This window comes from Marivita geojedonensis, from assembly GCF_002115805.1.
Classification (GTDB): domain Bacteria; phylum Pseudomonadota; class Alphaproteobacteria; order Rhodobacterales; family Rhodobacteraceae; genus Marivita; species Marivita geojedonensis.
In genome coordinates, this window is sequence record NZ_JFKC01000006.1 from 34876 (window position 1) to 48164 (window position 13289).

A 13289-nucleotide genomic window follows, 5' to 3' on the forward strand; every position below is an offset into this window, starting at 1 on the left:
ACCGGATGCGTTGACGCATCCGGTTCGGCAGCATCAGCCCTTGGCGTAGCCCATGCCCTGCAATGCGGTCTTGATCTCGTCAAGGATGGCCGGATCGTCGATGGTTGCGGGCATCTTGAACTCTTCGCTGTCCGCAATCTTGACCATCGTCGCACGAAGGATCTTGCCCGACCGGGTCTTCGGCAGACGGTCAACCACCGCGCACAGCTTGAACGCGGCCACCGGGCCGATCTTGTCGCGCACCAGTTTGACACATTCCTTGACGATCTCGTCATGCGGCCGGTTCACGCCGGTTGTCAGGCAAACGAAGCCCATCGGCAACTGGCCCTTGAGTTGATCGGTCACGCCGATCACCGCGCATTCCGCAACATCCGGGTGCGAGGCCAGAACCTCTTCCATGCCGCCCGTCGACAGGCGGTGGCCCGCCACGTTGATCACGTCATCGGTGCGCGCCATGATATAGAGGTATCCATCCTCGTCGATCATGCCCGCGTCGCCGGTCTCATAGTAGCCCGGGAAATGCGACAGGTAGGATTTGCGGAACCGGTCCTCGGCATTCCACAGCGTCGGCAGCGTACCCGGGGGCAGGGGCAGTTTGACCGCGATGGCGCCAAGCTCGCCCGGCTTCATCGGGTGGCCCGCCTCATCGAGGATCTGCACATCATAGCCCGGCATCGGCACCGACGGAGAGCCGATCTTGACCGGCAGCGCCTCGATCCCGGCGGGCATACCTGCGATGGTCCAGCCGGTTTCGGTCTGCCACCAGTGGTCATAGATCGGCTTGCCGGTGACCTGCTGCGCCCATTCGATGGTGTCCGGGTCGGCCCGTTCCCCCGCGAGGTAGATCGCGTTGAGGCACGAGATGTCGTATTTGCCGACAAATTCGCCTTTGGGGTCGTCGCGCTTGACCGCGCGGAACGCCGTCGGCGCGGTAAAAAACGTGCGGACCTTGTGTTCCGAAATCACCCGCCAGAAGGTGCCCGCATCCGGCGTGCCGACCGGCTTGCCTTCGAACACGATCGTGGTGTTTCCGTGGATCAGCGGTGCGTAGCAGATATAGCTGTGTCCCACGACCCAGCCCACGTCCGACGCTGCCCAGAACACGTCGCCCGGATCGACATTGTAGATGTTCTTCATCGTCCAGTTCAGCGCCACCAGGTGGCCGCCGGTGTGGCGGATTACGCCTTTCGGTGCGCCTGTGGTGCCGGACGTGTAAAGGATATAGGCCGGGTGGTTGCCCTCGACCGGAACGCAGTCGGCCGGCTCAACGCCGTACTGGAATCCGTGCCAGTCATAGTCGCGGCCCTCTTCCAGATGTGCGACTTCCTGCTCGCGCTGGAAGATCACGCAGAAATCCGGCTTGTGGGTGGCCAGGTCGATAGCTCCGTCGAGCAGCGGCTTGTAATGTACCACGCGTCCCGGCTCCAAGCCGCAAGAGGCAGCGATGATTGCCTTGGGTTTCGCGTCGTCGATGCGGACGGCCAGTTCGTTGGCCGCAAAGCCGCCGAACACCACCGAGTGGATGGCTCCGAGGCGCGAACAGGCAAGCATCGCCTCCAGCGCTTCGGGCACCATCGGCATATAGATGATGACGCGGTCGCCTTTTTCCACACCCTTGGCGCGCAGCGCACCGGCCAGACGGGCGACGCGGTTGCGCAGTTCGGAATAGGTGATCTTGTGCAGGGTGCCGGTGATCGGGCTGTCGTGGATGATCGCCACCTGTCCGCCGCGCCCGGCCTCGACATGGCGGTCGACCGCGTTCCAGCATGTGTTTGTCTGGCCGTCCGCGAACCATTCGTAGAGGTTCTCACCCACCTCAAACAGCGCTTTGCTGGGTTTCTTATCCCAATCAATTGCGTCGGCCTGCTGCATCCAGAACCCTTCCGGGTCGGATTCCCAGCTCTCATAAACCTCTTGGTAGCCCATGCCGGTCTCCTCCTGAAACGTGTTGGCATTGGCGTACGGCGCGTGGGACGTTGCGGCAAGTCTCTGGATCAGCCGCGCGGCAGAAGGCCGCAAAAACTTTGCAGTTTTGAGGAAATCCGGTTGCAAACTTTTGCAAAGCTTCTTGGATTATGCAGGGTCAGTTTCGCCAAATCGCGTTTTTGCAAAACTGCAAACTCTATACTGCAAATTTGTCTGCGAACCGATTCTTGCCTGATCCCGTGCTGGTTCAAAGCTGGTCGCGCGGTGTCGTCAGCAAACCCAGCGCCCGGGCCGACTGGATTGAAAGCAACCCGCTGGGCAGGCCGCGGGCGTTCTGGTAGCGGCGCACGGCCAGCCGGGTTGGCACATCCATCTGACCGGTGATCTGTCCCCGGTAGAGCCCGCGCGCCTCGAGCGCCCGCTGCAGGGTCGAGATCAGGTCGGGGGTCAGTGCGTCGGGGCAGGGGGTCTCGAAAATCAGCTCTTGCCGTTCGCGCAGGATCACCTGTGCCGTTTCGGTGCGGAACCGAGCCGGGCTGATCTGCCGACCCGCTTCGTCAAACTGCGCAGGGGCGACCTCGATCTGGCGGGTCACGGTTTCGAGTTCGGCAGGCGCCACGTCGCGCACCCAGCAACCGTCCGGACGCACACCCGGTGGCGGGTCGATCTGGGCCGAGGCGAAGTCGGGGACGGGCAGCGTGTCGTCCGGAACGTCAGTTGCGTAGGATCCGGCGCAGGCGGTCAGGCCGAGCAAGGCCATGGCACAGATGGCCCGGGTCGCTGACGGGGGACGGGTCACGGAAGATGTGCGCCTGTTGCCTGTTTCTGCTCGGGCGCAGTCTAACCTGTTTGCGGCTCTGACGAAAGCGTCTCTGGCGCGGTGGCAAGAAGCTGATCCAGAAGCGGCGAAATATCCTCGATCTGCTCGGCGATGACGTGGATCACGTCCCCCTCGCGCTGCAGCCGCCCGGTGACCCGCAGCATCCGACCCGCGATCACGGCCCGGCGGAACTTTTCGTACATCTTACGCCAGACGATGACGTTCACCGCGCCGGTCTCGTCCTCGAGTGTCAGAAAGATCACCCCCTTTGCCGTGCCGGGCCGCTGCCGCAGGATCACCAGCCCGGCCACGGTGATCCGGGCATTCTCGGGCGGGAGCCGCAACTGCGACGCCGTCAGACAGGATGGCGGGCGCGGCCAGTCGGTTCGGGTGGGGCGGGGTGTGACAACACGCATAAGAACAAAAATAGAACATTTACCATGGCCGGCAAGCCCGATCTTTCCGCAGATTTCGGATCGCTTTGGAACGCTTAATCCGGCCTTAAGGACGCAACGCCCTGCCGCATGAGAGTGTCAGGACAGACGGAAGCACACACAGATGAGGGCATCATGGCTTATTTCGACACACGAAAGACCACCGGCACCACCATCGGGAGCATTTTTGACCAACTGGTAAAATTCATCATGGCGCGGATATCGTCGACCCCGAAGCGTCCGGGCAAATCCCCGCACGACATCGTGGCCGCGCAACACCGCGCCGAGGCACACCGCCGCGCGGTTGACCGGCTGATGCGTTAATCTTCGGGAAAGCCGTTGGCGCGCAGTGCGCCAATGACGGCTTCCCGGTAGGATTCGCTGCTCTGTGGGCGCGTGCGTCTGAACGTGGAAACGGACATGTCAGGAACCTTCTGCCGGAACCACTCCGCCATCTTCGCGGATTTCTCCAACTCCCCAAGCCGCCAGTAGCATCCCATCAGCCCAAGCTGAATCGTCGCAAACTCCGGATACTCTGTCAGTGCCTGTTCATAATATCTGCTCGCCTCTGGGATCTCGCCTTTCTGAAACAGGGCATTGCCAATGCCGGATGTCATGATGCCAATTTGTGGATGCAGCGGGCTGATGCGGATGGCGCGGCGCAGATGCTCGATCGCAAGGTCGCTTTGATCGATGTAATTGTAGACCCAGCCCAGCAGCATTTCGATATTGGCGGAATTCGGGTTGAGCGAGTGCGCCCGTTTCAGGGCAGTGAGACCTGTTTTGGTGTCATGTCCAATATAGGCGATGTAATGCCCGACATAACACAGCGCCAAAGGGTCGTCCGGATTGCTGTCCAGAACCTCATGCGCAAGGGGCAACGCGGCGCGTGCCTGTTCAAACGGCCACCAGCGCGCCGCGAAGGCCCCGGTATGCGCGTAACAGATGAGCGCCTTCGCATAGGTATAGTTCGCGTCCAGTTCGAGGGCCTGGCGCAGCAGCTCCAACCCGTCTTCGAGGTTTGCGAGTGAATTCTGCCGGTAGACCAGGGGGGCGGCCTTCATGCACAGATCGTAGGCCTTGAGATTGTCCGTGGGTTTGGCCTGCGCCCGCGCGGCTTCAGCCCAGATCAGTTTCGGCTCTATGGCCGCAGCGACACTTTCGGCGACGGTATCCTGCAGATTGAAGATGTCATCGCTGCTGCCGTCGAACCGGTCGTGCCAGATCATGCGGCCGGTCCTGGCTTCGACCAGTTGGGTGAAGATCCGCAGCCGGTCACCTGCTTTCTGGATGCTGCCTTCGAGGATGTAGCGAACACCCAGTTCGCGGCCGATCTCGGCGAGGTCCACAGCTTTGCCGCGATAGGTGAAGGTCGAGGTCGTCGAAATCACGAAGAACGACGATACCCGTGCCAGTGCCGATGTGATCTCGTTCACGATCCCATCGACCATGTAGGCGTTTTCATCCGAGCCGGTCAGGTTGGCAAACGGAAGCACCGCGAGCGACGGAATTGCCGGGACCGGAGGGGCGTCCTTCTGCGACGTGCGTTCGACCGGGTCCGCCGCCGCGCCCAAAGTGAACTTGTAGCCGACGCCGGGCACTGTCTTGATTGCGTCCCGTCCCAGAACCTTGCGCAGCCCGGCAATCTGCACCGTGAGGTTGCTTTCCTCGACCAGTGTCCCGGCCCAGACCGTATCGAGAAGCTCTTCCTTGGTGATGACGCGGTCGGGATTCCGGTGCAGGTGATGCAGAACGTCAAACGCCCGCGCGCCCAGAGCGACTTCTGTCCCGTCCAGACGTGCGGTGCGGGTGGTGTCATCGATATGAAGAACCGGCATGCACGCTCCGATTGGTCATGCGTTGATAAAGACTAGTCCGAAATTCCGATCCGGACCAAGGCTTTCCTGTGCGACGGTCTCTTCAGACGTGCCGCATGATCCGCATGGGACAGGCAATCCATCCGGCGCGCGGGAATTTGAGCGAAAAGGGGCTGGCAGGCGCGACCGCTCCAGACTAGGTATGTCACGATTTGTGAGACGGAGAGTGCTGGAATGGCAAAGATCACCTATATTGAGCATGGCGGGACAGAGCATGTCGTGGACGTCGCCAACGGCCTGACCGTGATGGAAGGCGCGCGCGACAATGGCATTCCGGGCATCGAAGCCGATTGCGGCGGCGCCTGTGCATGTTCGACCTGCCACGTCTATGTGCATCCCGACTGGGTGGCCAAGCTGCCGCCGAAGGAAGACATGGAAGAAGACATGCTCGACTTTGCCTATGAGCCGAACCCCGAGCGGTCGCGCCTGACCTGCCAGATCAAGGTGACCGATGCGCTGGACGGGCTGATCGTCCAGATGCCCGAAAAGCAGATCTGATCCGATGTGGACTCCGCGCCGCCTGATGACGTTCTGGGCTTGCGGCGCGGCCGCCTGGCTTATGGCCGGGATCGCGTCACAGGCCGTGGCGCAGGAGATCGTGTCCGCCCGCTATGACGGGCCGACCACACGCTATCCGCATGGCGTTTTGGGCGACGAGGTCGAGTATGACACCCTGGCCGTGCGCCTGAGCGATGGCCGGGAGATGTCGGCGCGTTGGACGCAGGACATCGTGTTCGAAGACCTGTCCCCCCGCGTGGTGGATGTGGATGGCGATGGCGCACCGGAAGTGGTGGTGATCGAAAGCCACGAACGGCAGGGCGCACGGCTGGCTGTCTGGGGGCTGGTCGATGGCGCGCTGGCGGCCAAAGCAACCACGCCTTTTATTGGAACGCGTTTCCGCTGGCTGGCACCCGCCGCTGTCGCGGATCTGGATGGCGACGGGCTGGTGGAACTGGCCTATGTCGATCGTCCGCACCTTGCGAAAGTCCTGCGCGTCTGGCGGTATGAGCCACTGGGCGCGGGGCAGGTCCGGCTGAGCGAAGTGGCGTCGCTGGACGGTGTGACCAATCACCGGATCGGCTGGGATTACATCGCCGGGGGCCTGCGTGACTGCGGGCAGGGGCCAGAGATGGTGCTGGCCGATGCGGGATGGTCAACCGTGGTCGCGGTGCGGTTTGACGGCGACAGGCTCACGCAATATGAGCTTGGACCGTATACGCCCGATGCGATAGAGCGTGCGCTGGGCTGTTGAAGGCAAGCGCCTTCGAAGGCGCTTGATCCCGCGTTTTCGAAAATGCGGCCAAGGGCGGTCGACCGCCCTTGGCGCCGGTTTCAGAGTTGGGCCATGACCTCGTCGCTGGCCTCGAAATTGGTGGTGACGCGCTGCACGTCGTCATCGTCTTCCAGCGCATCCACAAGCTTCATCAGCGACTGCATGCCGTCGAGGTCAAGCTCGGTTGTGGTGGTGGGCTTCCAGACCAGTTTGGTCGAGTCGGATTCGCCGAGCTCTGCCTCGAGCGCGGTGGCGACCTCGTTCAGATCGGTGTCGGCGCACCAGATGATGTGTCCGTCTTCGCTGCTTTCCACGTCTTCGGCGCCGGCTTCGATCGCGGCCATCATCACCGTGTCGGCATCACCCGCATCGGCAGGGTAGGTGATCTCGCCCTTGCGGTCGAACATGAAGCCCACGGACCCGGTCTCGCCCAGATTGCCACCGTTCTTGGTGAAGGTGGAGCGCACGTTGGACGCGGTGCGGTTGCGGTTGTCGGTCATCGCCTCGACGATCACGGCCACGCCGTTCGGGCCGTAGCCTTCGTAGCGGATTTCCTCGTAATCCTCGCCATCGCCACCGGTCGCCTTCTTGATGGCGCGTTCGATGTTGTCCTTGGGCATGGACTGCGATTTCGCTTCCTTCACCGCAAGGCGGAGGCGCGGGTTCTTTTCGGGATCGGGGTCGCCCATCTTTGCAGCGACGGTGATTTCCTTGGAAAGCTTGGAAAAGAGCTTGGCGCGCACCGCGTCCTGACGACCTTTGCGGTGCTGGATGTTTGCCCATTTGGAATGGCCGGCCATGGTGTCCTGTCCTTGATTGTCGGAGGTCGAGAAGTTTTGGCGTCTTTAGCGCAGATGGCAGGGCGGGAACAAGTTGCGTTTTCGAGGTTTGCGCGCGGGGCGGGGTTGGGTATGAGATCGGTATGAAACCATTTCTGATCCTGCAATTGCGCCCCGAGGTCGAAGCCAGCGATGGCGAGTTCGCTGCGTTCCTTGGCAAGGGCGGTCTGTCCGAGGCGCAGGTCCATCGCGTCTGTCTGGACCGCGAGCCGCTGCCCGAGGGGTTACGTCTGGACGATTATGCCGGGGTGATCGTGGGCGGCGGGCCGGGCTGCGTATCGGATGATCCGGCGACCAAGGACCCGGTCGAGGCGCGGATCGAGGCGGAGATTCTGTCGCTCATGCCCGAGATTACGGAACGGGACGTGCCGTTCATGGGCTGCTGCTATGGCATCGGTATTCTGGGGCACCATCTGGGGGCCGAAGTGTCCAAGCGGCGCTATGGCGAACCGGTTGGCCCGGTGACGTGCCGTGTGACGGACGCGGGGGCGGCGGATCCTTTGGTGGCGGGATTGCCCCAGGCGTTCGACGCGTTTGTCGGCCACAAGGAAGCGGTGCAGGACTTGCCTGACGGGTGTGTGCATCTGTTGGCGTCGGATCCGTGTCCCTACCAGATGATCCGGTATGGGCAGAACGTCTATGCCACACAGTTCCACCCCGAGGCGGATGCGGGCGTGTTCGAGGATCGGATCCGGATCTATCGCCACAAAGGGTATTTTGCGCCCGAGACAGCCGACGATCTCATCGCGATGTGTCACGCCAGTGACGTGACAGTGCCCGTGGAGATCCTGCGCCGGTTCGTGTCGCGCTACGGCGGGTGACGTTTCCGTCGACAGAAACGTCCGATGCGTTGACGCATCGGTGGCCCTAGAGCGGCCAGATCAGAGGGATCATGGCCGAGGCAAGGATCCCGACGCTCAGGTTAAGCGGCACGCCCACCTTGAGGAAGTCTGAAAACGCGTACCCCCCGGGACCATAGACCAGCGTGTTCGTCTGGTAACCGATCGGTGTGGCAAAGGCACAGGAGGCCGCCACCATCACGGCAACCACCAACGGCCTTGGATCGAATCCCATGACCTGCGCGAGACCGATGGCAATGGGCGTCACCACGACCGCCACCGCATTGTTGCTGACCAGTTCGGTGAGAAGGCTGGTCAGCAGGTAGATCGCCCAGACAATCGCCCAGGGCGGCAGATTCATCAGGTAGGGGGCGAGTCCTTCGACGATCAGGGTGACGGCGCCCGAGGCCTCAAGCGCGGCCCCGATGGCGAGCATGGCAAAGATGAGCGCAAGGAGTTGTCCTTCGACAAAGGAAAACGCCTCGTCCGAATCCACGCATTTTGTCAGCAGCACCACCGCCACGGCGATGATCGCCAGCGCGAGGATCGGGGCCACCCCGAAGGCGGCCAGCAGAACGAGGCCCGCGAGCGCCGCAATGGCGATGGGGGCATGGCTGCGCCGGTAGGCGCGGGCCGAGGGTTTGGCCACATCCACGAGGTTGAGTTCTTCCGCCATACGCTGGATGTCCTCGGGCGCGCCTTCGAGCAGCAGCGTGTCGCCCACGCGCACCACCAGATCATCGAGTTGTCGTCCGATATTCTGGTTCCGCCGGTGCACCGCCAGCGGATAGACGCCATAGCGGCGCCGCAGGCGCATTGCGCCGAGACGTCGGCCCACCATCTTGCAAACCGGTGTGATCAGCACTTCGACCGTGGTGGTCTCCACCGCCGAGACCTGATCGACGCGGCGCAGTTCCTTGTTGCGTTGCAGGCTCAGGAGTTCGGTCATCTGCGTACGCAGCACCACACGGTCGCCCACCTGCAGGGTGACGCCCTCAAGGTTCCGCCGCAGCGAGGCATCGCCGCGGATCACGTCGATCAGGCGCACCCCGTCGCGTTTGAAAAGCTGCACGCCCTGCACCTCGCGGCCAATGAGGTTGCTGTCGGGCGGGATCACCGCTTCGGTGAAGAACTTCATCTTTGACCGGTCCGACAGCATCGCGGCCATGCTGGTGCGTTCGGGCAGGAGGTAGCGGCCAAAGGCCCAGAGATAGAACATCCCCCACGCGATCAGCACCACTGCGAGTGGCGTGACCTCGAAGATGGAGAAGGGCTCGAGCCCCTGCGCGCGGGCGACACCATCGACCAGCAGGTTCGTCGAGGTGCCGATCAGGGTCAGTGTACCGCCGAGAATGGCGGCATAGCTGAGCGGGATCAGCAGCTTTGACGGGGCGAGGCCAAGGGTTTTCGCCAGTTGAACAAACAAAGGCAGCATGACGACAACGACAGGCGTGTTGTTCATGAAGGCCGACGCCACGATCACAACCCCCAGTATCCCCGCCATCGCGCGTTTCGGGCGTTTCTCCACTGCGGATTGTGCGGCGTTGGTGAAGGCCGCGAGCGCGCCGGTGCGGACCAGCGCGCCCATGACAAGAAACATCGCCGCAATGGTCCAGGGCGCAGGGTTCGACAGCACCGCCAGCGCATCGCCATAGGGCAGGACACCCGTTGCCAGAAGAAACGCCACCCCGCCGATGGCCACGACTTCGGTCGGATAGGTCTCGCGCACAAACAGCGCGAACATGACTGCCACTGTGGCAAGGGCCAGCAGAGCAGGCGCGTTCGGGGTCACTTGCATCAGCGCACTCAGCACGTCACCACACCCTCATTTCAGATTTCTCCAGTCTGGCCGGGTTGGGCGGGCGGAACAAGAACAGCCTTGGGTCTTGGCTGCACAAGGGCCAGTCCCGCCAGCATCACGGCCAGCGCTGCCCAGAAATACGACGAATAACTCTCGCCCAGAAACAGCATCGCCCAGGTCACACCGAAAAGCGTGACAAAGTAGCTGACCTGCACCGTAAAGACAGGCCCGGCGCGACCGACCAGCCAGACATCGGAGGTGTATGCGCCCGCATGGAGCAGCGCGGTCGCGACGATAGCGGCATCGGGCGCTCCCCAGGGACCGCGCGGGTCGATAAACTGCCCGGTCATCAGCGCCAATGGCAGCGTAATCACCGCGCCGACCAGCGTTGCGCCGCACAGCGTTTGCACGGGGTCCAGCCCGTCCAGACCCCAGCGCGCCACGACATTGCTTTCCAGTGCGTAAAAGAGCGAGGACACCAGAGCGACGAAGACCCAGATCACCGAGACCTCCGAAGGCAGTCCCGCATCCGGCAGGATCAGCAGGCAAATCCCGGCAAACCCAAGGCTCAGCCCGGCGAGACGCGTCCACCGGAACCTTTCCAATCCGAACAGCAGGGCAATGGGAAAAGCCAGCATCGGGATGGAACTGAGCAGGATCGAAAGGATACCTGCGGGAAGGTGGATCGCCGCTGAATAGGACGAGATGCCTGGCAGGACAGAGCCAATCAGAGCGAGCACCGTGTAAAGCGTGATGTCCCGCCGGGTGAATCGCATCCCCGTCCCGCGCAGCGCGCAGATCAGGCCGAGAAGGACCGCGCCGATGCACATCTGCCAGAACAGGATACCGAAATGCCGGTAGCCTTCGCTGACCGCTGTCTTGGCCAGAGGCTGCGTCGCCCCCCAGGCGGCCCCCGCGAGGATCAGAACGATCAGCGGCAGGGCGCGTGTCATGGGGCGGCGGCCTGAAGGCGCCCGCCGTCACGGATCATGTGGATCGCGGTGGCCTTGCCGGTGCGGTCGTCAGTTTCCACCAATACGCCCGACAGCGTGGCCTCGCCCAGTGCGGGTTGGAACCGGCCCTTGCTCATGCCCGTCACAAAGCGGCGCATCGGTTCGGTCTTTTCCATGCCGATCACCGAATTGTAGTCGCCGCACATGCCCGCATCTGTCAGGTAGCCCGTCCCCCCCGGAAGGATCTGCGCATCCCCCGTAGGCACATGGGTGTGCGTGCCGACCACAAGGCTGGCGCGGCCATCGCAGAAATGGCCCATGCCCATCTTTTCCGATGTCGCCTCGCAATGCATGTCGACAAGGATCATCTGCGCCTGCCCGCCCAGCGGGTGCGCACGAAGCACCGCGTCAACCGCCGAGAACGGATCGTCGAAGGCGCGTTTCATGAACACCTGTCCCAGCACCTGCAACACAAGGATCTTGCGGCCCCGCGCATCGGTAAAAAGGCGATGGCCGCGACCGGGGGCGACTTTGGCAAAATTCAGCGGGCGCAGGATGCGGGGTTCGTTTTCGATATAGGACAGCATGTCCTTCTGATCGAAGGCGTGATCGCCCAGCGTCAGACAGTCGACCCCGGCGTTGAGCAGCGCCTGCGCATGTGGGCCGGACAAACCAACGCCGCTGGACGCGTTTTCGCCGTTCACCACGCAGAAATCGACCTTCAGTCGAGCTTTGAGGTCGCCCAGCCGCTCGGTGATCGCGGTGCGGCCCACGCGACCCATGATGTCGCCAAGAAAGAGTGTTCTCATGCCCCGAGGATTAGAGCGGCAGGGGGGGAAAGCAAAGAGGCAAACCGGCGGCGGAGGAGAACGCGTTTCGAAACGCGTTGAAAAAGCCCATGCGCATGGGCTTTGAAGCGATTTCGAAATCGCTTCCGCGCGTTGCCTAGAACAGCGATCCCTGTTCCGGCGGCTTTGGCTTTGCTTTTGTCGAGGGTTTCGCGACCGCCGCGCCGACGGTCATGCGCCCATCGGCAAATTCGATCTCCAAAGCCGTAGCCTTTTGCGCTGCGACCTGTGTCGTCACCACCGCGCCATCGCCCCGCACGACCGCATAGCCGCGCTTGAGCGTTTCCTTGTAACCCAGCGTTTCCCGAAGCCGGTCCAGTGCCGTAAGTCGGGACTGCCAATCTTTGACCTGCGCCTGACCAGCGCTCGACAGCCGCCGGGTCAGCGCCTCCAGCCGGTCGCGCTTGGACGCCAGATCCCGTTCGATGGGTTTGACCGACAGCCGGTCGGCGCGGCGCGCCAGCGCCTCGCGTTTCGTCTCGACCACACGGGTGAGGCCGGGTGCCAGCCGGGTGGCGCTCTGGTCGAAACGCCGCCGCTGCTCGGCCAGGGCGCGGGACAGAAGCGATGGGCGCAGGGAAGCGGCCGCTTCGACGAGCCGTCCGCGCCGTAGGTCCACGGTGCGGGTCAAGGCGCGCGGCAGCCGGTCCGCCATCAGGTCGAGCCGCTGGGTCGGGCCGGACAAAAGCGCGTCCGGTCGGGGCAGGGCGCGGGCCAGATCGCGCAGGCGCTGGTCGCGGGTCTGCATCCGCTGCGACACGGCGCGGGTCATGCGCGCCTGTTGGTCGCCGACCCATCCCAGCAGCTCCAGCCGCACGGGTACAGCGATCTCCGCAGCGGCTGTGGGCGTGGGCGCGCGTTGGTCGGATACGTAATCTATCAGGGTCGTGTCGGTCTCGTGCCCCACCGCTGAAATGAGCGGGATCTCCGATGCGGCCGCCGCCCGCGCGACGATCTCTTCGTTGAACCCCCAAAGGTCTTCGATGCTTCCGCCCCCGCGCGCCACGATCAGCAGGTCGGGGCGGGGCAGGGCACCGCCGGGCGTCAGCGCGTTGAAACCCGTAATCGCGCGGGCCACCTCGGGCGCGCAGGCCGCCCCCTGAACGGCCACCGGCCAGATCAGAACCTTGCGCGGAAAACGGTCGCGCAGCCGGTGCAGGATATCCCGGATCACCGCCCCCGAAGGCGAGGTGATCACGCCAATGATGTCCGGCAGGTAGGGCAGTTCCTTCTTGCGTGCGGGATCGAACAACCCTTCGGCGGCCAGCGCCTTTTTGCGCTTTTCCAGCATCGCCATCAGCGCGCCTTCGCCGGCAACGGTCACTTCGTCGACGTTGAGGTTGTACTTGGACTGCCCGCCGAACGCCGTCATGCGCCCGGTCACGACCACCTCCAGACCTTCTTCGGGCACCACCGACAGGCTGGAGACCTGACCTTTCCACGTGGTACACGCCAACACGTTCCGGTCGTCCTTTACGTCGTAATAGAGGTGCCCCGACCGCGCGGTGAACACGCGGCCCACCTCGCCGCGCACACGGATGCGGCCGAACTGATCCTCCAGCGTCTTCTTCACGGCACCCGAGACTTCGGACACGGTGTATTCGGGCAGGTTCTGCCCCGGACGCGGATCGTCGATCAGATCGGACATTTGGCCTCGCTTGCGCTTCACTCGCCCTGAC

13 protein-coding genes are annotated in these 13289 nt (G+C 63.3%); 4 read left to right on the forward strand and 9 right to left on the reverse strand.

Annotated features, from left to right (window positions below; genetic code table 11):
• Positions 1–33 precede the first annotated feature (33 nt).
• From prpE to MGEO_RS08800, 3 genes are all read right to left on the reverse strand, one after another.
• Positions 34–1926 carry a propionate-CoA ligase PrpE gene (gene prpE, locus MGEO_RS08790; protein ID WP_085636474.1) on the reverse strand — a complete coding sequence of 631 codons (1893 nt, stop codon included), beginning with the start codon at positions 1924–1926 and terminating at the stop codon, positions 34–36.
• Between the two features lie 247 nt (positions 1927–2173).
• Entirely contained in the window at positions 2174–2725 is a 552-nt protein-coding gene (locus tag MGEO_RS08795) for a peptidoglycan-binding domain-containing protein (protein ID WP_233139775.1), read from the reverse strand.
• A 41-nt stretch (positions 2726–2766) separates the two neighbouring features.
• Entirely contained in the window at positions 2767–3162 is a 396-nt protein-coding gene (locus MGEO_RS08800) for an OB-fold nucleic acid binding domain-containing protein (RefSeq protein WP_085636353.1), read from the reverse strand.
• A 153-nt stretch (positions 3163–3315) separates the two neighbouring features.
• Here MGEO_RS08800 and MGEO_RS08805 point away from each other — a divergent pair, with 153 nt between their 5' ends.
• Positions 3316–3504, forward strand: a complete 189-nt coding sequence (locus tag MGEO_RS08805; RefSeq protein WP_143746255.1) for a hypothetical protein — start codon at positions 3316–3318, stop codon at positions 3502–3504.
• Here the strand turns inward: MGEO_RS08805 and MGEO_RS08810 are convergent.
• Positions 3501–5018 carry a winged helix-turn-helix domain-containing protein gene (locus MGEO_RS08810; RefSeq protein ID WP_085636355.1) on the reverse strand — a complete coding sequence of 506 codons (1518 nt, stop codon included), beginning with the start codon at positions 5016–5018 and terminating at the stop codon, positions 3501–3503. The two genes, MGEO_RS08805 and MGEO_RS08810, sit on opposite strands and share 4 nt — an antisense overlap.
• A 213-nt stretch (positions 5019–5231) precedes the next feature.
• On the opposite strand from MGEO_RS08810, the gene MGEO_RS08815 reads away from it, so the two are divergent.
• The gene (locus MGEO_RS08815) at positions 5232–5555 is read left to right on the forward strand and encodes a 2Fe-2S iron-sulfur cluster-binding protein (protein WP_085636356.1); all 324 of its coding nucleotides are present in this window, start codon (positions 5232–5234) and stop codon (positions 5553–5555) included.
• Between the two features lie 4 nt (positions 5556–5559).
• The gene (locus MGEO_RS08820; protein ID WP_085636357.1) at positions 5560–6309 is read left to right on the forward strand and encodes an FG-GAP repeat domain-containing protein; all 750 of its coding nucleotides are present in this window, start codon (positions 5560–5562) and stop codon (positions 6307–6309) included.
• Positions 6310–6389: 80 nt separating this feature from the next.
• Here the strand turns inward: MGEO_RS08820 and MGEO_RS08825 are convergent, their stop codons facing one another.
• On the reverse strand, positions 6390–7130 hold the full coding sequence (locus tag MGEO_RS08825; protein ID WP_085636358.1) for a YebC/PmpR family DNA-binding transcriptional regulator: 741 nt from the start codon (positions 7128–7130) through the stop codon (positions 6390–6392).
• Between the two features lie 122 nt (positions 7131–7252).
• Between MGEO_RS08825 and MGEO_RS08830 the strand changes: the two genes are divergently transcribed.
• Positions 7253–7990 carry a glutamine amidotransferase gene (locus MGEO_RS08830; RefSeq protein WP_085636359.1) on the forward strand — a complete coding sequence of 246 codons (738 nt, stop codon included), beginning with the start codon at positions 7253–7255 and terminating at the stop codon, positions 7988–7990.
• Between the two features lie 46 nt (positions 7991–8036).
• On the opposite strand, the gene MGEO_RS08835 is transcribed toward MGEO_RS08830, so the two are convergent.
• From MGEO_RS08835 to xseA, 4 genes are all read right to left on the reverse strand, one after another.
• Complete coding sequence (locus MGEO_RS08835; RefSeq protein WP_085636475.1) at positions 8037–9806, reverse strand: SLC13 family permease; 1770 nt, start codon at positions 9804–9806, stop codon at positions 8037–8039.
• A 32-nt stretch (positions 9807–9838) separates the two neighbouring features.
• Entirely contained in the window at positions 9839–10762 is a 924-nt protein-coding gene (locus tag MGEO_RS08840) for a DMT family transporter (protein WP_085636360.1), read from the reverse strand.
• Positions 10759–11571 (reverse strand): TIGR00282 family metallophosphoesterase, encoded by an 813-nt coding sequence (locus MGEO_RS08845; protein WP_085636361.1) that lies wholly within the window; start codon positions 11569–11571, stop codon positions 10759–10761. Before MGEO_RS08845 ends, MGEO_RS08840 begins: the two co-directional genes overlap by 4 nt.
• 136 nt (positions 11572–11707) lie before the next feature.
• Positions 11708–13258 carry an exodeoxyribonuclease VII large subunit gene (gene xseA / locus MGEO_RS08850; protein WP_085636362.1) on the reverse strand — a complete coding sequence of 517 codons (1551 nt, stop codon included), beginning with the start codon at positions 13256–13258 and terminating at the stop codon, positions 11708–11710.
• Between the last annotated feature and the right edge of the window lie 31 nt (positions 13259–13289).

Excerpts from the sequence above, each read along its gene's own strand:
- MGEO_RS08800 (WP_085636353.1), bottom strand. The coding sequence starts at position 3,162 with ATGCGTGTTGTCACACCCCGCCCCACCCGAACCGACTGGCCGCGCCCG.
- MGEO_RS08805 (WP_143746255.1), top strand. The coding sequence starts at position 3,316 with ATGGCTTATTTCGACACACGAAAGACCACCGGCACCACCATCGGGAGC.
- MGEO_RS08845 (WP_085636361.1), bottom strand. The coding sequence starts at position 11,571 with ATGAGAACACTCTTTCTTGGCGACATCATGGGTCGCGTGGGCCGCACC.
- MGEO_RS08820 (WP_085636357.1), top strand. The coding sequence starts at position 5,560 with ATGTGGACTCCGCGCCGCCTGATGACGTTCTGGGCTTGCGGCGCGGCC.
- MGEO_RS08815 (WP_085636356.1), top strand. The coding sequence starts at position 5,232 with ATGGCAAAGATCACCTATATTGAGCATGGCGGGACAGAGCATGTCGTG.
- xseA (WP_085636362.1), bottom strand. The coding sequence starts at position 13,258 with ATGTCCGATCTGATCGACGATCCGCGTCCGGGGCAGAACCTGCCCGAA.
- MGEO_RS08810 (WP_085636355.1), bottom strand. The coding sequence starts at position 5,018 with ATGCCGGTTCTTCATATCGATGACACCACCCGCACCGCACGTCTGGAC.
- MGEO_RS08825 (WP_085636358.1), bottom strand. The coding sequence starts at position 7,130 with ATGGCCGGCCATTCCAAATGGGCAAACATCCAGCACCGCAAAGGTCGT.
- MGEO_RS08840 (WP_085636360.1), bottom strand. The coding sequence starts at position 10,762 with ATGACACGCGCCCTGCCGCTGATCGTTCTGATCCTCGCGGGGGCCGCC.
- MGEO_RS08830 (WP_085636359.1), top strand. The coding sequence starts at position 7,253 with ATGAAACCATTTCTGATCCTGCAATTGCGCCCCGAGGTCGAAGCCAGC.
- MGEO_RS08835 (WP_085636475.1), bottom strand. The coding sequence starts at position 9,806 with ATGCAAGTGACCCCGAACGCGCCTGCTCTGCTGGCCCTTGCCACAGTG.
- prpE (WP_085636474.1), bottom strand. The coding sequence starts at position 1,926 with ATGGGCTACCAAGAGGTTTATGAGAGCTGGGAATCCGACCCGGAAGGG.